The organism is Streptomyces sp. NBC_01334 (assembly GCF_035983595.1).
GTDB lineage: Bacteria > Actinomycetota > Actinomycetes > Streptomycetales > Streptomycetaceae > Streptomyces > Streptomyces coriariae.
Genome location: NZ_CP130718.1, coordinates 574159 through 593432 on the forward strand (window position 1 = coordinate 574159; position 19274 = coordinate 593432).

Annotated in this window: 18 protein-coding genes; 6 read left to right on the forward strand and 12 right to left on the reverse strand. The window is 70.6% G+C overall.

Annotated features, from left to right (window positions below; genetic code table 11):
* Positions 1 to 14: 14 nt before the first annotated feature.
* A complete protein-coding gene (locus OG736_RS02635) occupies positions 15 to 830 on the reverse strand; it encodes a hypothetical protein (protein WP_327180932.1) in 816 nt (271 codons plus the stop codon).
* A gap of 294 nt (positions 831 to 1124) precedes the next feature.
* Between OG736_RS02635 and OG736_RS02640 the strand changes: the two genes are divergently transcribed.
* Entirely contained in the window at positions 1125 to 1949 is an 825-nt protein-coding gene (locus tag OG736_RS02640; RefSeq protein ID WP_327180933.1) for a class I SAM-dependent methyltransferase, read from the forward strand.
* An 84-nt stretch (positions 1950 to 2033) separates the two neighbouring features.
* On the opposite strand, the gene OG736_RS02645 is transcribed toward OG736_RS02640, so the two are convergent.
* From OG736_RS02645 to OG736_RS02695, 11 genes are all read right to left on the reverse strand, one after another.
* Positions 2034 to 2264, reverse strand: coding sequence for a hypothetical protein (locus tag OG736_RS02645; RefSeq protein WP_327180934.1), 231 nt, complete (start codon positions 2262 to 2264; stop codon positions 2034 to 2036).
* A 125-nt stretch (positions 2265 to 2389) separates the two neighbouring features.
* The gene (locus OG736_RS02650; RefSeq protein WP_327180935.1) at positions 2390 to 3079 is read right to left on the reverse strand and encodes a M24 family metallopeptidase; all 690 of its coding nucleotides are present in this window, start codon (positions 3077 to 3079) and stop codon (positions 2390 to 2392) included.
* A gap of 200 nt (positions 3080 to 3279) precedes the next feature.
* The gene (locus tag OG736_RS02655) at positions 3280 to 6117 is read right to left on the reverse strand and encodes a trypsin-like peptidase domain-containing protein (protein WP_327180936.1); all 2838 of its coding nucleotides are present in this window, start codon (positions 6115 to 6117) and stop codon (positions 3280 to 3282) included.
* Positions 6118 to 6132: 15 nt separating this feature from the next.
* Complete coding sequence (locus OG736_RS02660; RefSeq protein ID WP_171394933.1) at positions 6133 to 6459, reverse strand: trypco2 family protein; 327 nt, start codon at positions 6457 to 6459, stop codon at positions 6133 to 6135.
* A gap of 471 nt (positions 6460 to 6930) precedes the next feature.
* The gene (locus OG736_RS02665) at positions 6931 to 7284 is read right to left on the reverse strand and encodes a VOC family protein (protein WP_327180937.1); all 354 of its coding nucleotides are present in this window, start codon (positions 7282 to 7284) and stop codon (positions 6931 to 6933) included.
* Positions 7285 to 7342: 58 nt separating this feature from the next.
* Positions 7343 to 7978: a hypothetical protein gene (locus tag OG736_RS02670; RefSeq protein ID WP_327180938.1), complete on the reverse strand. Its 636-nt coding sequence runs from the start codon at positions 7976 to 7978 to the stop codon at positions 7343 to 7345.
* Between the two features lie 113 nt (positions 7979 to 8091).
* The gene (locus OG736_RS02675; RefSeq protein ID WP_327180939.1) at positions 8092 to 9330 is read right to left on the reverse strand and encodes an MFS transporter; all 1239 of its coding nucleotides are present in this window, start codon (positions 9328 to 9330) and stop codon (positions 8092 to 8094) included.
* A 128-nt stretch (positions 9331 to 9458) separates the two neighbouring features.
* Positions 9459 to 10664, reverse strand: coding sequence for an acyltransferase family protein (locus tag OG736_RS02680; RefSeq protein WP_327180940.1), 1206 nt, complete (start codon positions 10662 to 10664; stop codon positions 9459 to 9461).
* A 99-nt stretch (positions 10665 to 10763) separates the two neighbouring features.
* Complete coding sequence (locus OG736_RS02685; protein ID WP_327180941.1) at positions 10764 to 12428, reverse strand: FAD-binding oxidoreductase; 1665 nt, start codon at positions 12426 to 12428, stop codon at positions 10764 to 10766.
* Positions 12429 to 12520: 92 nt separating this feature from the next.
* A complete protein-coding gene (locus OG736_RS02690) occupies positions 12521 to 13279 on the reverse strand; it encodes a beta/alpha barrel domain-containing protein (RefSeq protein WP_327180942.1) in 759 nt (252 codons plus the stop codon).
* Positions 13280 to 13391: 112 nt separating this feature from the next.
* Positions 13392 to 14468 carry a VOC family protein gene (locus OG736_RS02695; protein ID WP_327180943.1) on the reverse strand — a complete coding sequence of 359 codons (1077 nt, stop codon included), beginning with the start codon at positions 14466 to 14468 and terminating at the stop codon, positions 13392 to 13394.
* A gap of 423 nt (positions 14469 to 14891) precedes the next feature.
* Between OG736_RS02695 and OG736_RS02700 the strand changes: the two genes are divergently transcribed.
* From OG736_RS02700 to OG736_RS02720, 5 genes are all read left to right on the forward strand, one after another.
* Positions 14892 to 15335 (forward strand): MarR family winged helix-turn-helix transcriptional regulator, encoded by a 444-nt coding sequence (locus tag OG736_RS02700; RefSeq protein ID WP_054245282.1) that lies wholly within the window; start codon positions 14892 to 14894, stop codon positions 15333 to 15335.
* Between the two features lie 417 nt (positions 15336 to 15752).
* On the forward strand, positions 15753 to 17006 hold the full coding sequence (locus OG736_RS02705) for a sedoheptulose 7-phosphate cyclase (RefSeq protein ID WP_327180944.1): 1254 nt from the start codon (positions 15753 to 15755) through the stop codon (positions 17004 to 17006).
* A complete protein-coding gene (locus OG736_RS02710) occupies positions 17003 to 17806 on the forward strand; it encodes a cupin domain-containing protein (RefSeq protein ID WP_327180945.1) in 804 nt (267 codons plus the stop codon). The genes OG736_RS02705 and OG736_RS02710 overlap by 4 nt, the downstream gene beginning before the upstream one ends.
* A complete protein-coding gene (locus OG736_RS02715) occupies positions 17803 to 18189 on the forward strand; it encodes a cupin domain-containing protein (protein ID WP_327180946.1) in 387 nt (128 codons plus the stop codon). The genes OG736_RS02710 and OG736_RS02715 overlap by 4 nt, the downstream gene beginning before the upstream one ends.
* A 145-nt stretch (positions 18190 to 18334) precedes the next feature.
* The gene (locus tag OG736_RS02720) at positions 18335 to 19252 is read left to right on the forward strand and encodes an NADP-dependent oxidoreductase (protein ID WP_327180947.1); all 918 of its coding nucleotides are present in this window, start codon (positions 18335 to 18337) and stop codon (positions 19250 to 19252) included.
* The last annotated feature ends 22 nt before the right edge of the window (positions 19253 to 19274 follow it).

Here is a 19274-nt window from a genome sequence, read left to right on the forward strand (position 1 = left end):
GGCGCGGTGGGTCGTCAGACCGGGGAGACGCTGTCCTGCGCGAAGTCCTCCCAGGAGAGCGGGGCCAACTTCCATGTGTCCGTTGCGGTGTTGCCCGTGCCGGCGCCCGGGCCGCGGATTCTGAGCCGCGGCCGTGCGCTCAGTCCTCTGCGCAGAGCGCTGAGTTCGAAGAGCGGGGTGAGCCCGCCGTCGAGGGTGACCGCTTCGGCGGCGAGGGCGGAGCCGGTCGACGTGCCGAGGCCGGCGCCGACCGACGCCAGGGGCAGGGACATCGGGGCCAGGTCGACGGACGCCTGGAACTCGACGCGCGTACCCCCGCTGCTGGACACCAGGATCACCGCGGGGCCGGTCTTGACCAGCTTCGTCACGATGACGTACTCACGGCGCCAGACGCCGGCCTCGCGCAGGTCGGCGACGCCGCGCTGAAGGGCCAGGTGGTCGCCGACCACTTCTTCCGTGCAGCCGACCGCGCGCAGGTATGTGGCGTGCGCCTTGTGGAAGGTCACGGTGATCGTCAACTGCGGTGCCAGCCCGAGGACTTCGGGGGTCCCCACCTCGCCGGTGACGGCGACGTCGACATCCCCGGCGGAGGAGTAGCTGTGGGCCATGGGAACGCCCGGACCGACCGTCTCGAAGGCGACGCCGAGCTCCGCGAGCGAGGTCATCCGATGGAACCGGCGTCCCCGCAGCACTCCGACGTCCCCCAGCGACACCGGGCTGTTGGGCATCCAGACGGCGAAGTAGCCGAGCCCGTCGTAGATCTCTTTCGTGTACCGCTCATGGATGGCCGTCGTCATCGCGCCCCCGCCCTCGCCCAGCCGATGAATCATCGTAGCCTTTCGATCACATGCCGTCACCGAACTCGTGAAGGTCGCCCGCCACGGGGTACGGCGCGCCCTCCCTGCGGCCGATTGGCTCAGGCACGGGCGCGCCTCGGTTGTAGGGACTGCCTTCTGTAGAAGATCGGTGGGGTGGCGGCCTCGGGACGGGTCGCCCGGCACCGCCCCCACCCTGTGAAGAGGTCCGGCCATGAAACTGTTCGACGACCCGCTGTGCCGGCCGCCCGCCGACCGGGCACCGGCACGTGTCTCGGTCCGCACCCTCGGCCTCACGCCGATCGCGACGTGAGCGGCGCCGCGCGCGGGGACGCGCCGGGCGGCGGCCGCTACGGCGAGGCCGTCTTCCGCCCCGAACAGGCGGGCGAGGGCGAGCGCATCGACTTCGGCGCCCTCACCTACGACGACACCACCATGGCGCGGCTGCGGGCCCTCGGGGTCGGCCCGGGGTGGCACTGCCTCGACGTCGGGGCCGGCACGGGCACGGTCTCCCGCCGACTGCTGGAGGAGGCCGGGGTGGCGAGTGTGCTCGCCGTGGACCGCGACGTACGTTTCCTCAGCGCGCGACCCGTGCCGGGGCTCGACGTGCTGGAGGCCGACATCAGCACGCCGGACGCCCTCCCCGGCGTGTTCTCGCTCGTCCACGCCCGCTTCGTGCTGATGCACCTGCCCGAGCGCGACCGCCTGATCACCGCGTTGGCCGAACTCGTCGCGCCCGGCGGCGTCCTGGTGCTCAGCGACGCGGTCGACCTGACGAGCGAACGGACGCCCGGCACGCCGTACAGCGCGGTGATGCGGGCGATGTGGCAAGGCCTGCGGGCCACCATCGGCACCGACGTCTCCTGGGTGCCGTCGTACCCTCACCTGCTGCGTGGGGCGGGGCTCGACTCCGTCGGCGCCGAGATCCATGTGCCGCCGCTGCTGCCGGGCAGCCCCATCAGCCGCTTCTGGGCGGACACCTGGGAGCGGAGCCGAGCGGCGATGCTCGCCACCGGCCTCGTCGACGACGCTGCCGTCGACGAGGCGGTCCGCTACTTGGACTCCGCCGAATGCGCCGCGCTGTCGGCCGGCATGCTCACCGTCTGGGGGTGGAAACCCGAGGGGGGTCCGTGACGACCCGCCCCCGAACTCTCGCGGACGCGTACTCCGTCAGCCGTGCGCGCGGCTCGACGGCCCGATGCCGCTGGAGCCGAAGGTTCAGGAGGAGTCGTCGGAGTCGGTTGAGAGCGCCTTGCCTGCGGCTCCCGACCGGGTGACGCCGCCGACCGCCACGCACATACCGAAGACACGGTCGTAGCCGGTCCAGCCGTTGACGTGGCCACGGCTGTTGCTGATCTGCGCCCGCTTCCTAGCGGGGTCCAGGGCCGACACCAAGTGCAGGCAGACCGTCCCGGCGACACGGGCCAGGACGATGTCCCCCTTCATCACCCCACCGATCGTTCCACCTCGGCCGGGTCGGGTCAGGACGGAGGCCACCGCCGGGTGAAGTCGACGAACGTGGCAGGAGGTCCGGTGACCACAGCACCGCCCTCGCCCCGTCCGTTCGCGGTCGGTCAGAGGGTGAGCAGTTCCTCGTAGAAGCCGCCGAAGCCGTGTGCGCGATCGACGAGGTGGATCTCGAGGATCCAGTGACAGTGACGGTCGGCCTTGTCGGTGCGCCGCAGCGGGGTGTCGTTGGCGGGGGTGATGTACGAATCCGTGTCCGCGCCGTCGATCTTCTCGTGCGGGAACTCCCCCACCAGGTGCCCGGCGTGCCAGCCGCCCAGTTCCCACCCGAAGCCGGCGGCCAGCCGCTCGACCTCGGCGTACAGCGCCTTCCCCGTGATGTCCGGCTCGCGCTCGAAGAACCGCTTGCCCGCCTCGAAGACCTTCGGCAGGTCGTCCCGGAGCCGCCGCTTCACCGGGTCGTCCCCGAGGACGAAGGTGCGGCCGAAGTCGGCCTCGTACTCCTCGAAGATCGGCCCGAAGTCGGCGAACACGATGTCGTCCGCGCCGATCACCCGGTCCGGCGGGTTCTCCTTGTACGGCGCCAGCGTGTTCGGGCCGGAGCGGACGATCCGCTTGTGCCAGTGCCGGGTGGTGCCGAAGAGCTCGTTCGCCAGGTCACGGACACGGTCGCTGACCGCCCGCTCGCCCTGGCCGGGTGCCACCAAGCCGCGCTTGTCGATCTCCGCGAAGAGCCGCGCGGCCTTCGCCTGCGCGTCCAGCAGTCGTCCCGCGCGCGTGGTCTCGTCGTCCGCCATGGAGCCGACCGTAGGAGCAGGGATCGATCTTCGGCAACCGGAAATTCTTCGACGAGGGACTCCATGCCGACGCACGCCGCCCGGAATCGGCGGCCGGGGTGAAGGCGAGAACACTGCTGCGGCGTTCACTCCGGTCTGCCACACGCATCTGGAACTGCCACCCCAGAAGAGAACCGACGAGTGTTCCGGCCACTGCGGGTCTATCGCAAACGCTGGGACCTTGACTTCCTCAGCGAGCGCGTCAGCACCGTATGCAGTGCTTTGCGGTTCCGTGTCTCAGGACGCGTAGCCGTGACTCCGCTGTCGAAGCTGCTCAGCCCATGAGCATCCTTCCCTCGGTTGCTCGGTGTAAATGGCGATCGAGCCGTGTGCCACTTTCTTGTACGGCTCGCGGCGACACCGGCTCTCGGCGGTTGCTTCGAAGGCCCGAACCACAGATGAGCTGCGAGGGTGAGGTTGTACAGTCCGACGCTGGTCAGGACGGACCACATCAGCCAGGCTGGCAGGAACCCAGGTGGCGGATGGCTGTGGCTCACGTGCGTCCCGCTGACAACGAGGAGCAGAACAGCGAGGAGCGGTGCCGATACCGTCAGTGGGTTGACGCTGAAGCGAGAGCGTGTATAGAGGGCGGCTACGGTGAGGTGAGTCCCCGGAGTCGCCGGGACGAGCAGCCAGATCCATTGCTCTGCTGGAGCGGCTTCCAGAGCCGCGACCAGCGTGACAATCACCGTGATCGCGAGATGCAGGGTGGCTGTGACGGCAACGACGGCTCGGCGAGCCGGTCCGGCCTTCAGGTTGATCTCGACGGCCGCTCGCGGGACCTCCAGGAGTTGATCGTGGGGCGCTCCCTGCGAGTTGCTGTCCGACAGAGCATCACCGCCGGCGAGCAGGACATCTATTTGTACGGCCAACTCATCCTCGGCTTCGACGGCAAATCGTCGGGCGCGGGCGAGAATGTCCAGGCCCCAGGTACGGGTCTCCTGATCACTGCGGGAGGGCGCGACGGTTTGGAGAAGGGCTTCGTGCAGGAGGCGCAGCCACAGGCGGGCATGATCCGGTTTCAGCGCAGTGACGGCCTTCAGGGCCGGATCGAGGAGTCGTTCGGGCGCGGCGGCCACAGCGCGGTGGGCGCTGGCTGTGGTGTGGGGTTGCTCGGTGGCGGTGCGGGCGATGGCCTGCAGAGCGTGATGGTGCTGTTCGGCGATGAGGGCCTCATGGGTGAGGAAGTCCTCGACGAAGGTATGGCCGCTGTCGCTCTCGACTTCGCCGAGGAGGACGGCGGCGAGTGGTTCGCCGATAGCGCCCCAGTGGCTGTGATCAGTGGCGGGGTAGGCGGTGGCCAGGACGTTCACCCATGAGGCGAGTAGGCGTTTGTCGGGCGGGGCCGCGGCGCCGAAGCCGTGGTGGTGGGCGTCGAAGGCCGCTGTGACGACTGCTCGGGCCTGGGCGATGTCGCCGGCACCGGCGAGGTACTGGGCTGTGACCAGGCTGCGGATCAGCGGGGCGTCGAACGTTTGAGGAGGCAGCAGTGCTTCGGCGACCCTGCGCAGGTAGTCCTCCTCGGTGGCGAGGAGCACTTGCAGCGGGTGGTCGCGGCGCACGGCTTCGGGGTTGACACAGGTGAGCACGTCCGCCAACGCGCTGATATGACGGTAAATCACGGGGGTGGTGTGGCTGCTGGATGAGGTGTCATCGCCGAACACGCATGGGATGTCGGCGGCTCCGATCTGCTTCCATGTGCTGTCGCCGTGGCCGGCTTGCTGTAGCTGGCGAATGCGTTCCACGAAGGATGATTTCGCCGTCTCATAAACGTCTGTCGGGTTCTCAACGTCCCATACGTCGTGAGGTCGAACAGAAAAGGACTGCTCGACGAAGCCTGCGTGCAAGATGCGCAGTTCTCGCCGCAACTGTGGCCACCAACTGGCGTGTCTGCGGGCCAGCAGCAGAATGCGGATCGCCGGGCCTCCCTCGCGGGATTCGGCGACGGCACGGGCCAGGTCGAGGATCTGTGAGCGGCGGGTCTCAGCGAAGTCGACGGCGATCAGCAGGGGGCGGTGGGCGGAGGCCAGCATCCGATAATCAGTGTGGCGGGGGTGCTCGGCAAGGAATCCGCCGGCCCATGGCTGCGCCGGAGGCGTCTTGGGTTGCGCTTGGGGCGGGTGGGCGAGGCGTTTGAGAATTTCGGTCACCAGGCGGGATTTACCGGTGCCGCCCAGCCCGGTGACAGCGGCGACGTCCAGTCCGTCGCGGCTGTGGCACCACCGTTCGATCCTGCTGATCAGGTGGGTCATACCTGTCAGTGAGACGACCTGGGCGCGGGGATCCAGCAGGTAGGTGGAGGACAGCCGCGGCTCAGGCGCGCCAGCCAGTAGCGGTTGCAGGTCGGCGGGCAGTAGTTGGGGACGCATCCCCGTGTGCTCGGCAACCGCCCGGACGAAGCCGTCGTCGGAGAGCAGGTTCACGACAGGGATCGCCAGCAGCAATCCCTGGAGCCGTGTGGGCACCGATGCGATGACACCGACGAGTACTCCCTCGCAAAACAGGCCGGCCCCGGACATGCCCTGCCAGTCGGCGACGTCGGCGGGTAGGGCACGACCGATCTCCAATGCGTACCTCTGTGAGCGCGCCCCAGTGCCGGGTGTGACGTAGCCGTCGACGGTCTTGGCGTCGTCGATGTACGCCCCAGCGGTACCTGCTCTGCGGCGCATGGACCGAGGAAAGCCGGTCGTGGTGCAGCGAGGCCGGTGCGCCGGGTCGGTTCCGACGAGTTCGCCGAACCGCACCACCGGCACCGCCTCACCGAAGGTGCGGTGTTCGATCCGCAGCAGGGTGATGTCGCCGGACGGCTGGTCCCAAATGGTGAGGGCTTCAGCGAAATCGCCACCTTCCAGGTCCCGCACCTGAATACGCCCTGTGCCGGGCTGGGCGACGTGTCGCGCGGTCAGCACCAGCCCTGGCGCAATCAGGCAGCCGGACCCGTACGACTGCGCTGTACGGTTGACGACCTCAACGGCGCGTGATCTGGCTGCCCATGTCATCCCGAGCCTCTCTGACTACTCCGCTTCCTCGATCTGGCCGCCACGATCTGTGCCCCGGCTGCCGATCAGCAGGTCGTTGCCGTCGCTGGGGGCCACAGCCAAGGTGATCGTCATCCGGTGCGATGCTGTATGAGCCCTCTCGCCACGAGCGTCGGCGGACACGACGAACGCCTTCACGCCTCCTCCGGCAGAGGTCGTACGGCGAATCTCAACGGCCAAGTCAAGCACGACATCCTTGACGGTGAAACGAAACGGCAGGCCGTCGCCATCCTGCTGCGCTTGCGCCAGTCCCGCCCTCACCGCGCTGATCGCCTCAGACAGTTCGGCCCCATCCCATTCCATGCGTCCCCCACGTCGCTGCGGCAGTAGGGACAGTCTGCCTACCCCTGGGCCCAAGGGAGAAGAGACCAGACATCATCCGGCGCACTGCCGCGTCGCGGCGTTTCGACAAGACCCAACGCCGACATCTCCTTCCGGGCCCGCCCGAGAGCTGGAGCCCCCTGCGGCCGAGCCCGTCACCCCGACCATCCGCACCTCCGCCCAAGGCCGTCGTCGTCCACGACGGCCGCCAGCTCAGCGGGTCCGGCCCGGGCACCATGCCACAGCCTGCACGCGCAGGAACAACTCCTCCGGCCCCAGTGACGCAGAGACTGCCTCGAGCATGCGGTGCCACTTCGCCATGTCCTCGGGCAGCGGCCACGACAGGTCACGCACGTCATGGCCCGGGCGGAGTACGGCTTTGCCGCCGACCTCCGCCTGGTCGTGCCGGGCTTGTACGGCTACGAGAGCGTCACCGCCCGTGTGAAGTCGCGGTCAGGCGGGCTGCCACAGCTCGATCCGGTTGCCCTCGGGATCGGTGACCCAGCCGAAACGACCGACGCCCTCCATGTCCTGCGTTTCTTCGGTCACGTCCGCTCCCCCGGCACGCAATTGCGCGAGCATCGCGTCCAGGTCGCGGACCCGGAAGTTGAGCATGGTCTGCTGGGTGCGGGATCCGAAGTAGTCGGTCCCGGACTCGAACGTCGCGAACACCGCAGGCCCGGATTCCTGACGCCACAGACCGTTCTCGTCGGCGTCCAGGCCCAGGCAGTCGCGATACCAGTCGCTCAGGGCCGCCGGGTCGGTCGCCCGCAGGAAGTACCCACCGATTCCAAGCACACGTTCCATGCCGCCATCTTGCCAGGACGGCGATCGGGCGGGACGGCACCACACCACCGCCCTCTTCTCACCCCCCTGTTACCGGTGCGGGCAGGTCCAGAGCGCGGCCGAGGGCGGAGGTGACCGCGGTGGCGTGATCGGGCAGGTGCCGGGCGGCCCAGGCGGCGGCCAGGCGGAGAAAGTCGACCATGTCGCGCTCCGCGTCGGCGAGCAGGCGGCGCAGGTCGGTGACGGGGAGCTCGATCAGCGGGCTGTTGTCGTGCTCGGCGTCGACGGTCAGTCGGACGGCTCCGCCATGGCGTTCGGCGAGTGGAGAGGGGTCGTGGCCGAAGGAGGCCCAGCCGTCGCCGTCGACGACCTCGAACCAGTCGCGCCACTCCTCCAGCCCGTTGCAGCAGCCCGGCAGCAGGGCGATGCCGGTGGCGGTGTCCGTGATCCGCAGGCCGCCGGACGCGAGGAGGTCGTCCATGGTCAGGAGTCCGTGCAGGAAGCCGCCGAGTGGGTCGGCGGGTCGCGGTGGGCGATCGTCGTCCTCCGGGTCGATGTTGTTGCAGTCGGCGATGCGCATCACCGCTGTGCCGACCTCGGCAGGATCGAGTGCGCCGCTGAGCGGCAGGACGCCGTACGGCCGGGATGCGGCGACTGGCCAGAGGGTGAAGCCGTCGGAAGCGTGGATCTCCAGGACGGGCTGTATGACGATCACCCCGGGAAGTCTGGGGTACACCTGATCGCCCCGCACTGCGATTACCGCGGAGCGTCGTCTGCTGCCTCGGGTCCCGCCGGCTGTCCGTCCGGCACCTTGCAGGCCTTCGGCAGTCAGCCGGTCGTCTCGCCGACGGTGGCGACCTCGGCGGTCCGGCCGGCCGACGGGCCCTCGGGGGTGGTGGCCGCGGGGCTGTTCCGACGGCCGGGGCGGGCGGCCGCGAGCAGTACGGCCGCCGCTGTCAGTGTCGCCCCGGCCGCGGCCACCGACGGCAGTGAGTGGCCGTGGGCCAGCAGGAAGCCTCCGAGCCAGCTCCCGAGCGCGATCCCCACGCAGAAGGCCGAGTTGTTGATGGTCAGGGCCATCGTCGGCGACGTCGTGCCGGCGGTCGTCACGGTTTGGGTGTTGAGCGCCGGAATCGTGCCGAAGTAGGCGGCTCCGAGGAGGCAGAACAGGACGGCGACGGCCCATCGGCTGCCGGGCAGCAGAGCGAGCAGCAGCAGGCTTGCCGTGGACGCGCCCAGGGTGACGAGCACCGCCGCGTGCGGGGAGCGGTCGGCCGCCCGGCCGCCCACCGTGTTGCCGACGATGCCGCCCGCGCCGTAGAGCAGAAGCAGCACGGTGACGGCCTGCGGGCCGAACCCCGCGGCCTGCGTGAGGTAGGGCGACGCATAGGTGTAGAGGGCGAACACCCCTCCGGTGCCCAGCATGATGACCAGGGCGACGAGCAGCAGGGGGCCGGGGAGGAGGAACCGGGGCCGCGCGACGCCGGGCGCTGACCGCCGGTCGTCGGGCGTCACCGGTGGGGCCTCGGGCACTGCGCGCCGCACGAGCAGGAGGGTGGCTGCCAGGCTCAGCGCGGCGAGCGCCCAGAAGGTCGCGCGCCAGCCGAAGAGGTTGCCGATCAGAGTGCCGGCCGGGACGCCGACGACGCTGGACAGACCGATACCCAGGGTGATCCTGGCCCCCCACGCGGCCCGCCGGTCGGCGGGCGCCATGTCCCGTGCCGCCGCCACGAAGGCGGCGATCAGGGTGGAGTGGGCCAGTGCGCTCACCACCCGCCCGACGACCAGCCACCGGAAGTCCGGGGCGAGTGCGGCCAGCACGTTGCCGAGGATGAACACGGCCATCATGCCCGGCATGAGCAGCGCTCGGCGGAGCCGGCCGGTGACCGCCGTGAGCAACGGGCCGACGATCACCACCGCGACGGCGTACACGCTGATCAGCATGCCGACGGAGGTGAGCGAGACGCCGACGTCGTGCCCGATGGCCGGCAGGATGCCGGCGATGACGCTCTCGGCGGTACCGATGCAGAAGGTGCAGAGCATCATCGCGAGGACGGGAAGCGGCATGGGATCTCCTTGGTGGCCGTCACCGCGCGGACGCGGCGCGACCGCCGTTCCGGCACGGGAGCGATCGCTTCCGTGCCGGACGGGGACGACGCGCCGCGCATCGACGTGTGCGACGGGAACGTGAGGTCTCAGGTGGTGCCGATGGTGACGGGCCGGTCGCTGTCGTCCCGCGGGGAACGGACGGCAGCCGGCGCCGCGGGTGCCCGGGCCGCCCGCGTTCGGCGCGCCCACGCCCGCACCGCGGGTCGCTCGACGCCGACGTACAGCAGCCAGGCCAGCAGCAGGCTGACCGCGGCGACGAGCGCGGCCACGCCGATCGCGGCGGCGAGCGAATCCGTCTCCCGGAAGCCGAGCCGTTCCTGGGTGAAGGACAGCAGGACCTGGTGGATCAGGTAGAAGGCGAAGGACACCTCGCCCAGCCACACCCACACCCGTCCGGCGACCGCCGTGCCCCGCCCCGATGCGTCACGTGCCGCCGCGGCGGCGATGAGCAGCGCGAACGGGATCACGACCACCGCGTTCAGCGAGAAGAGGAACGGGACCCGCAGGCTCAGCGCGTACGCCGCCACGGTGAGCGCCAGCGCGGGCAGCACGCCGAGGCCGATCCACCGGCGGGACAGCACGATCCGGGCCATCAGGATGCCGAGCAGGAAGTCCAGCACCCGCAGCGGCGGGAAGATGTAGACAAGCCACATCTGGGTGATCGAGTGGCCGTACAGCGGGGAGTTGGCGTGGCTCGGCCCGAACGTCTCACCGGTGGGGACCAGTTGGACGAGCAGCGGCAGCAGCACGATCGCCGTGGCGGTCCCGGCCGCCCACCACCACAGCCGCTCGGCACGGATCCGCCGCACCGCGCGGTGCAGCAGCGGGAACAGCAGGTAGAAGACCAGCTCGCAGGAGAGCGACCAGCTGGGGTTGTTGATGCTGAAGAAGACGTCGTCCTTCGGTATCCACGCCTGGAGCAGCAGGAAGTTGGGGACGCCGCGCCCCCAGGTCGCCGAGGCGTAGGCGTACATGGCGAGGGCGAAGAAGAAGGTGACGACATGGTTGGGGTAGACCTTGGCCAGTCGCCGCCCCCAGAAGGCTCGGGTGGTGTCGTTGTCCCGCGCCGACCAGGCCAGGACGAAGCCGCTGAGGATGAAGAAGAAGGTGACGCCCGCCCAGCCGCCGTTCTTCAGCGCGGAGGCGAACGGTCCGTGGCCCGGGTCAGGGGTGGAGTAGGCGTCGAGCAGCGACAGATGGAACAGGAAGACCAGGAACGCGGCGAAGAACCGCATCCCGGTCAGCGAGGGGAGCCGGGACGAGCGCCCGGGCACGGCGGAGTCAACGGACACGACGATCACCTCGAGGTGTGTGGGCGGAAGGGTGGCAGGGCGGGGGCGGGTGCCAGGGGCGCCGGCGGGCGGCCTGGTGGCGCCCGCCGGCCGTCGTGATCAGGCGGGCCGGATCGACTGGGCGTGCCGGAACAGTCCGGTGGGGTCCCAGGCGGCCTTGACCTTCTGGAGCCGTCGGTAGCCGTTCTTGTAGTAGAGGTCGTGCCACGGCACGCCGGAGGTGTTCCATCGGGGGTCACCGAGGTCGACGTCGGCGTAGTTGACGAAGCAGCCGTCGTTGGTCTCGTTCGGCACCGGCACACCGCCGGTCGCGGCGAACATGTCGCGGTAGCACTCCCGGACCCAGGCGATGTTGGCGTCGTCGTCCGCCGCGTCGTTCCACAGGGAGACGACCTGGTACTTGAGAACGGAGTCCCGCTGCGGCACGGCCGTGTCGGCGGACGCGACACGGTTCACCGCGCCCCCGTACGACGCGATCATGAGCAGCGCGCTCGGGTTGTGGAAGTCGTCGCGGGTCAGGTGGTGGTGGGCCGCGGCGATCTGGACGTCCGTGTAGGTGCGCCGCGCGTAGACGGACTTGCCCTTGAACCTGACGGTGGGGTCGGGGCCGGTGAAGCCGGGCCACTGGGTGGCGTGCAGCCAGGGCACCCGCCGGTACTGGCGGACCTGGGGCCGGATGCCGAGACCGGCGCCGACCTCGGATATGTAGTTCTGGAGCAGGCGCTCGGCGCCGGGGGCGCCTGCGTCGACCAGCGAGTCGAGGACCACCGCTCCGTTCGACTTGTGGAACGGCTTGAGCTGGCTGAACAGCGCGGTGTACGGGGAGTCGGGGGCGCTGTTGTGGGTGTGCCATTCGCCGTGGTTCCACATCAGCCGGCTGAAGCGGGCCTCGGTCAGCTGCTCCCAGGGCCAGGCCACCTCGCTCAGCCACACCTCGCGCGGCGGGGTGGGCAACTGTGCGCTCGGATCGTCGCCCCTGGCGTCGTGGGAGCGCAGCCAGTAGCGGGTCACCACGCCGAAGTTGCCGCCGCCGCCGCCCGTGTGGGCCCACCACAGCTCGCGGTGGGGGTCGTCGGGCTCGCGCGTGGCGGTGACGGCGCGGGCGGTGCCGTCCGCCTGCACGACCACGATCTCGATGCCGTAGAGGTGGTCGACCGCGAGCCCGTCCCGTCGGCTCATGGAGCCGTAGCCCCCGCCCTGGATGTGCCCGCCCGCCGCGACGGTGGGGCAGTTGCCGGCCGGGAGGTAGACGCCCCAGCCCTTGTAGAGGCGGTCGTAGACCCGGCCGAGGGCGGCGCCGGGCTGCACGGAGAACGCCCGGCGGTGTTCGTCGTAGGAGATGTCGTCCATGCGGGACAGGTCGAGGACGACCGCGATCCCCTGGTGGGTGGTGAAGTCCTCGTAGCAGTGGCCGCCGCTGCGTACGGCCAGCCGTCGGCCGGAGTCGACCGCCTGCTGTACGGCCCGTACGACGTCGCCGGTGGAGGTGGCCAGGACGATCTGGTCGGGACTGCCGACCCAGCGCTGGTTGGTGCCGCGTCGAAGGTCCGCGTAACGCCGGTCCGAGGGACTCACGGTGACGGCGGGCACGGCCGCGGGAGCTGCGACGCGGGCCGTCGCGGACGCGGTGGCGGGGCTGATTCCGGCGGCGGTGGCGGCGAGGGCGCCGCCCGCGACGGCCGTACCGGACAGGAAGGTCCGCCGGTGCACGGGCTTGCGCACGGTGGTCGGCGGGCCGACGGGCGAGGACATGGGTGAAGACATGGGTGAGTCCTTGGAATGGTGGGACAACGTGTGAGCGGAGGGCGCGCCCGATCGCCGCGCCGGAGCGCGGGGCGGGGCACGTTCCGGTGGTGTCAGCCGGTCGTCGGAGCCTGGGCGCCGGCGAGTGCGTCGAGGCGGATGCCGAACCAGTCGAGGATGCCGACGACGCGGCGGGCCTCCACGAGGTCGAGCGCGGTGGGGCCGGTGACGGCGCGGCGCTCCACGAACGTCCGCAGGGCAGTGGGCGAGAGCGCCACGGCCGTCCCGGGGAACAGACACTGCTCGGCGTACTCGGCGCCCCGGTCGGGGCCGGCACAGGGCGCGGTGGACCACAGCAGGTACGGCGCCGGGATGCCGCGCGCCGATGCATGGGCCCAGCCCGGGGAACGCAGTTCGCGCCGCAGCATGTCGTACAGGAGGTGGGCTCCGGCGACTCCGGCGCGGAACCGCATGGCCTTGGCCTCGCAGCCGCCGATCCGGTCGAGGCCGGCGTTGACCAGGGCGTCGACGGCCGGGATCGAGTACTCGACGGCGACCGAGACGGGGCGGTCCTGTGGGCCGGGGTCGGGTGCGGCCGAGGCCTCTGACAGCAGTCGGCGCATCAGACGTCGGAACTCGGCGGGCCCGTGGACGGGACCCGCGACGACCGTGCCGTTCGTGGTCAGGCGGCCGGCCGGCACGTCCTCGGCGACCGGCGGCAGCACGTCACGGACCGTCTGCGCGGCTTCGGCCCGGGACCGGGCGACCGCCTCCGGAAGCGTGCGCCGGCAGTCGAGCCAGAGTGTCACGTCGGCCGCCGCCCTGGGCAGCGGCCCGGGCGGACGGGTGGGTAACCTGACGAGCGATCCCATGCGGATTCCCCCTGGATGGTCGAAAGTTGTAGAGGTGTGCGGCTGTGCCGGTGTGCTGGGCCGGCGCGCCGGACAGGGCCCGGCCCGATGCCGAGCAGGAAAACGCCTTCGGTCAGGGGCGGTCGTGCCAGCGCAGGCCACCGGGTGTCGCGCGGCGCGCCGAGGTCAGCGCCTCGTACGGCAGGGCACCGTCCGGCATGTTGATGATCTCCATCTGGATGCCGATCGGGGTGCTGAAGTAGAGCCAGCGGTCGCCGGCGATCGGACCCTGGGTGATCGTCTCCGGCTCGCCCATCAGCGTCACGCCCTCCTGCTCGCGCAGATGGGCGGCGGCCGCGTCCACGTCGTCGACGTAGAAGGCCAGATGATGGCCGCCGACGTCGCTGTTGCGCGGGGGCCTCGACCGCAGCGCGCCGGTTCCGCTCTGGATCAGTTCGCAGTTGGCGGTGGGGCCGGTGCGCAGTAGTGTCCTGCGGGAGTGCTCGGTACCGGGCGGCCAGTGCCCGTCCGACCGGTCCGCCGGGTGCTGCGGGCTCTCCACCGGTTCCGCTCCGAGGACGTCCGTGAAGAAGGCGGTGGCGGCGGCGAGATCGGCGACGGTGTAACTCACGTGCTCCACGCCCAGCAGGCCCAGCGAACGCTCGACGGCGTTGGCGTCGGCGTGCAGGGTCGCGGCGGGGACGAAGCCACGGTCGTCCCGTCGGCCCGGACCGCGCAGCGAGAGCAGCATGCCCCACGGGGTCAGAAACCACCGACGGGTCCCGGCGCGGGCGTCCGACGGGCCGAGGCGGACGGTGGCCGACCGGCGCAGATGCTCCTCCGCCGTGTCCAGGTCCGCGACCATCAGGGCCAGGTGATGACCGCCCACGTCGTTCGGGCCGGGCGGCGAGGTGATCTGGCCCGGCGCGGTGTACTCGAACAGCTCCAGATTGCTGTAGGGGCCGAGCCGGACCAGGGCGACCTGGGCCCGCGCCCGTGCGTGCACGCCCAGTTTCCGGGTCATCCAGTCGCCGGCGGGGTCTTCGACCGGCCCCTCCCGGTAGCAGAGTTCACCCCCCAGCACGCCGGTGAAGAAGGCGATGGCCTCGTCGAGGTCCGGGACGGTGAAGGCGTAGTGGTCCACGGCCCGCGCGGTGGGCAGACCGGCGAGCACCGGTGTGGACGAGGCCGCCGTGGATACGTTGAGCACGATTCCCCCTAGGACGAGTGCGCTCGGTGCTGGGCACCGCGCGGCACACGAATGCTCGGACTCCGGCACCTGCTCGTGACCAGGTGCCGGACCGATGGCGACAGTAGGGGAATGTCATTGCGTGCGCAAGGAACATCTCTCCGAACGCCCGGTGGGCGATATTCGATTCACCCCGCCCGACCTGCGCCGATGCAGATCGAAGGCGATCTGCCGAATGGTCACCGAGTCATGGAGCCACGCGTCTCCATGTGCGGACATCAAAAAGCCTGCGTACGCGAGGGTTTCCTTGGCTGCCGCCTCCTCGTACTCTGGGTACGGCTCGGCTGTCATGGGACTTGGCGTGCCTCCCCTCCCCCGCACGGCGCCCGGAAGGGTTCTTCGGCGGCGGGAAGATCCTTCGAGCATCCTGAAGAAGGCGACATCATGCGAACGCGCAAGGAAGACAGTGTCGAGCTATGGAGTCAGCTGTCGGTTCTCGTCGCGGAAGTCGGTACCGCACTGGACAGACGACTCTCCGAGGACTTCGAGCTGGGTCTCACCGACTTCCTCTCCCTGCGCGCACTGAGCAACGGTGACCCGGCGGGCATCCGCATGAACGAACTCGCCCAGCTCCTCGGCCTCAACCAGTCGTCGGCCACCCGTGCCGTCCAGCGTCTGGAGGGCCGCGGGCTGGTCGAGAGGGGTGCCCACGCGACGGACCGCAGAGGCGTGGTCGTGCGGGTCACGGAGGCCGGCCGGACCATGGTCGCGGACATAGGCAATCTCTTCCGCCGCGAGGTCGGCATGGCACTGGAAGTCGCGTCCATGGACAGCAGGACCAGTTCGGTCGTCGCCAGGCTGCGCTACGCCCCGACCCGCGACCGCTGAGCCGTCCGGGCCCATCGCGCCCCCTGCCGAACACCGGCAGGGGGCTTTTCGCTGCCCGGCCGTCCGGCCTGCGCGGCCCTGAGCGCCTGATTTCTTGCGACAGCAAGCATCGGATGCATGGTTCCGGCCATCCCGAACGACTTCCCGTCCTGGAAAACCCCAGGTAATTGCCATTTCGTCATGACTCGACAGGCCCCTCCTGGCCGGATACCAACCGAGCGGGCCCGAGTAATCCTTGCGTGCGCAATGAACTCTGTGTCAGGGTCGGTGACGGCGACGGGGGGCAGGCCACGGTGCAGTGGCCGGATCCCGCGCAGGCGGCCCGGAGGGCTTCGCCGCGCGGATACCAGAACAGACTGCCCCGACCAGATTCGCGACGAACCCGAACCGAGACTCTTCGTCGGAGGCGGAAGCCTGATGCAGCACGAAACGCAGACCACACGGAACAACGACGGTCTCTTCGCGGTGGGAAGCCCGGTCACCCACTGGTCGGTGAAGACCAGCAACCCGGTCCAGTACGAGATACGCGCCTGCGAGAACCTGCTCGACCCCGAGAACTCCACCATCCTCGAGGACGCCCCGGGCACCGGACGGCGTCGCTTCGTCGTCACCGACCGCGTGGTCGACTCCCTCTACGGTGAGCGCATCCGCGCCTACTTCGAGCACCACGGTGTCGAGCACCAGGTGCTGGTCCTGGACGACGGCGAGACACACAAGTCGGTCGGCGCCGTACTGAAGGTCACCGAGGCCCTCGACGCGTTCGGCGTCGACCGCCGACGTGAACCCGTCATCGCCTTCGGCGGTGGCGTCCTCATGGACATCGTCGGCTTCGCCGCCAGCCTGTACCGTCGCTCCACGCCGTTCATCCGCATCCCCACCACCCTGATCGGCCTGGTGGACGCGGGAGTCGGCGCCAAGACCGGCGTCAACCACAACGGGCACAAGAACCGGCTCGGCACCTACTTCCCGGCGGACCGCACGCTGCTCGACCGCTCGTTCCTGGCCACGCTCGACGAACGGCACATCAGCAACGGCCTGGCCGAGATCCTCAAGATCGCCCTGATCAAGGACGCCCGCCTGTTCGACCTGCTGGAGCAGCACGGCGCCGACGTCCTGCACACCAAACTGCAGAGCGCGGCGGCCAGCGGCCCCACCCCGGCCGACGTCCCGGTGGACCAGCGCCTCGCGGCCCGCGGGCTGCACCTCGACCCCGCGACCGAGGTGGTCGAGCGGGCCATCCAGGGCATGTTGGAGGAACTCCAGCCCAACCTCTGGGAGAAGGTGCTGGAACGGGTCGTCGACTACGGCCACACCTTCAGCCCGACCATCGAGATGCACGCCCTGCCCGCCCTGCTGCACGGCGAGGCCGTGGCCATCGACATGGCTCTGACCACCGTGATGGCCGAGCACCGCGGACTCGTCAGCACCTACCAGCGGGACCGCATCCTCGACGTGATGGCACGGCTCGGCCTGCCGGCCTGGCACCCGCTGTGCACACCCGAGCGGCTCGGCGAGGCTCTGCGGGACACCGTCCGGCACCGTGACGGAAAGCAGCGGCTGCCACTGCCCGTCGGCATCGGCAGCGCGGTCTTCGTCAACGACGTCACCGAGGCCGAACTCGGGGCGGCCGCCGACGCCCTCGCGGGGCTGGTCGCGGGAGTGTCCCGGTGACGACCGCCCCCACCACCCGCCCCGGGGAGGCCGACGTGCGGGCGGCCGGGCAGCCCGACTCCCGCCCGCACGCCTTCCGTTCGATCGGGACCGTTGCGGGTGCCGCGACGGTGCACGGTGTGCACGGCGCCGCCGGGCGCACGCACTGGAAGTGCTTCGCCGGCCGCCGTCAGCTCGACTCCCCCACCGAGGCCGTCGAGTGGGCCTCCATCCCTCCGGGCGGACTGAGCGGTGAACACCGCCACACCCGTACCGAGGAGATCTACCTGATCCTGCAAGGAGACGGGGAGTTCCTGTTCAACGGCGTCCCCCAGCGTGTCGGACCCGGCTCACTGGCCCTGACCGCTCCCGGAAACGTGCACGGGCTGCGCAACACGGGGGACACCGACCTCGACTGGTGGGTCATCGAGACCCTCTCACCGGGCACCGACGCGGTTCTGTCCGGAGCCGATCTCACGCTGGGAGTTCCCGCCATGGGCGACGCAGTGATCCACGACCTCTTCAAGGAGCGCACCGTCCCCACCGACGGTGTCTTCACCGGCCCCCTGCGCCAGGTCGAGGCCGTCGACCTCGACGCCGGGCAGCGCACCTCCTTGGGCAGGGCCGACGCGGAACTGGCGGTGTTCGTGCACAGCGGCGAGGGCCGGGCCACGGCCGCCGACGGCACCGCGGCGGACCTCTCGGCGGACACCTGCGTCACCCTGGGCGCGGACACGCTCACCCGCTTCGAGGCGCGCACTCCGCTGCGGCTGCTGATCGTCACGCTGGCCCTGCCCCGGCTGTCCGCGGAGGCGTCGTGATCATCACCACGACAGGTGAGGCGGTGCGCACGACCACGGGCACCGGCGCGGGGGCCGACTGGACGTCCCTGGTGCGCCGGGGGATGTTGCACAGTGAGTGCGAGTCGGTGGAGCACTGGCTGCTCGCGCCCGCCGCCGTTCTGGCGGCGACCCCGCGGCACGGGGTGGAGGAGGCCGTCCTGGTGCTCGAGGGCGAGCTCTCCCTGCGCGCAACGTCCGGCGAACACCGCGTGAGGGCAGGGCAGTTGGTGCTCCTCCCGCACGGCTGCGCGGCGCACCTCACGGCGGGACGCGACCCGGTACGGCTGATCACCGTGCGGACGCTGGCCACCGCCGTCACCGATCGGTTGCCGCCACGCGTCCCCGAGCTGCTCCCGTCCTGACCGGCTCCACCCTCTCCCTCCCCCTCTCCGTCGGTCCTCGCGGCCCCGATCCGGTGGCACTCCGGACGGGGCCGCTTCGGTCCGGTCGGTGACCCGGCCGGACCCCGGACCTGCGAACCCTTCGAACCTCGAGAAAGCGAGCACCATGCGTGCGGTAGTCCTCACGACGTACGGCGGTCCCGAGCAGCTGGAGGTCTCCGACCTCCCCGAGCCTGCCGTCCCGGACCCGGACGGCGTACTCATCCGTACCGCTGCGGCCGCCGTCAATCCCGTCGACCTCCAGACCCGCGCCGGTCTGCACAGCGCACACGGCGCGTTCCACCCGCCGATGGTCCTCGGCTGGGACGTGGCGGGCACGGTCACCGCGGTGGGCGACCGGGTCAGCGGTATCGGCGTGGGCGACCGGGTCGTGTCGATGTCTGCCCAGATGGCCACCGGTCGTGGGACCTACGCCGAGATCGTCGCCCTGCCCGCCGGCATCGTGGCCCCCGCACCCGTCTCCGTCCCGCTGACCGCCGCCGCGGGACTGCCGCTGGCCGGCCTCACCGCCTGGCAGGCACTCGACGCCCTCGCCCTGCCCGAGGGCGCCACACTGCTGGTCACCGGTGCCGTCGGCTCGGTCGGCGGGCTCACGGTGCAGCTCGCCCGGCTGCGTGGACTGACCGTGGTGGCCCATGTCCGGTCCGTCGAGGACATCGAACAGGCCCGTGCACTGGGCGCGGCCCGCGTGATCGTGGGAGAGGACGCGTCGACGCTTCCGTCCGGCGACGTCGACGGTCTGCTGGAGACGGCGGGTCTGCGGCGGGCCGTCGCCGCGGTACGGGACGGCGGACGCGTGGTCTCCGTCGTGCCCACCCGGGTCCCGGAAGCGGAACGGGGTGTCGAGGTGACCGTCTCGTACGTGGAACAGGACGGTGAGGGTCTTGCCGCGCTCGGCGCCCTCGTGGACCGGGGAGAACTGGAGGTGCGCTCCGCGAAGGAGCTGGGCTTCGAGGAGGCGGGTGAAGCACACCGTCTCCTCGAAGCCGGCGGCGTCCGGGGCAAGCTCCTGCTGCTGCCCTGACCGGGATGCTCGGCGGCTCCCG

Coding starts and splice junctions, on each gene's coding strand:
- OG736_RS02650 (WP_327180935.1), bottom strand. CDS start 3,079: ATGGCGGACGACGAGACCACGCGCGCGGGACGACTGCTGGACGCGCAG.
- OG736_RS02660 (WP_171394933.1), bottom strand. CDS start 6,459: ATGGAATGGGATGGGGCCGAACTGTCTGAGGCGATCAGCGCGGTGAGG.
- OG736_RS02665 (WP_327180937.1), bottom strand. CDS start 7,284: ATGGAACGTGTGCTTGGAATCGGTGGGTACTTCCTGCGGGCGACCGAC.
- OG736_RS02690 (WP_327180942.1), bottom strand. CDS start 13,279: ATGGGATCGCTCGTCAGGTTACCCACCCGTCCGCCCGGGCCGCTGCCC.
- OG736_RS02700 (WP_054245282.1), top strand. CDS start 14,892: ATGCGAACGCGCAAGGAAGACAGTGTCGAGCTATGGAGTCAGCTGTCG.
- OG736_RS02685 (WP_327180941.1), bottom strand. CDS start 12,428: ATGTCTTCACCCATGTCCTCGCCCGTCGGCCCGCCGACCACCGTGCGC.
- OG736_RS02675 (WP_327180939.1), bottom strand. CDS start 9,330: ATGCCGCTTCCCGTCCTCGCGATGATGCTCTGCACCTTCTGCATCGGT.
- OG736_RS02655 (WP_327180936.1), bottom strand. CDS start 6,117: ATGACATGGGCAGCCAGATCACGCGCCGTTGAGGTCGTCAACCGTACA.
- OG736_RS02720 (WP_327180947.1), top strand. CDS start 18,335: ATGCGTGCGGTAGTCCTCACGACGTACGGCGGTCCCGAGCAGCTGGAG.
- OG736_RS02635 (WP_327180932.1), bottom strand. CDS start 830: ATGATTCATCGGCTGGGCGAGGGCGGGGGCGCGATGACGACGGCCATC.
- OG736_RS02705 (WP_327180944.1), top strand. CDS start 15,753: ATGCAGCACGAAACGCAGACCACACGGAACAACGACGGTCTCTTCGCG.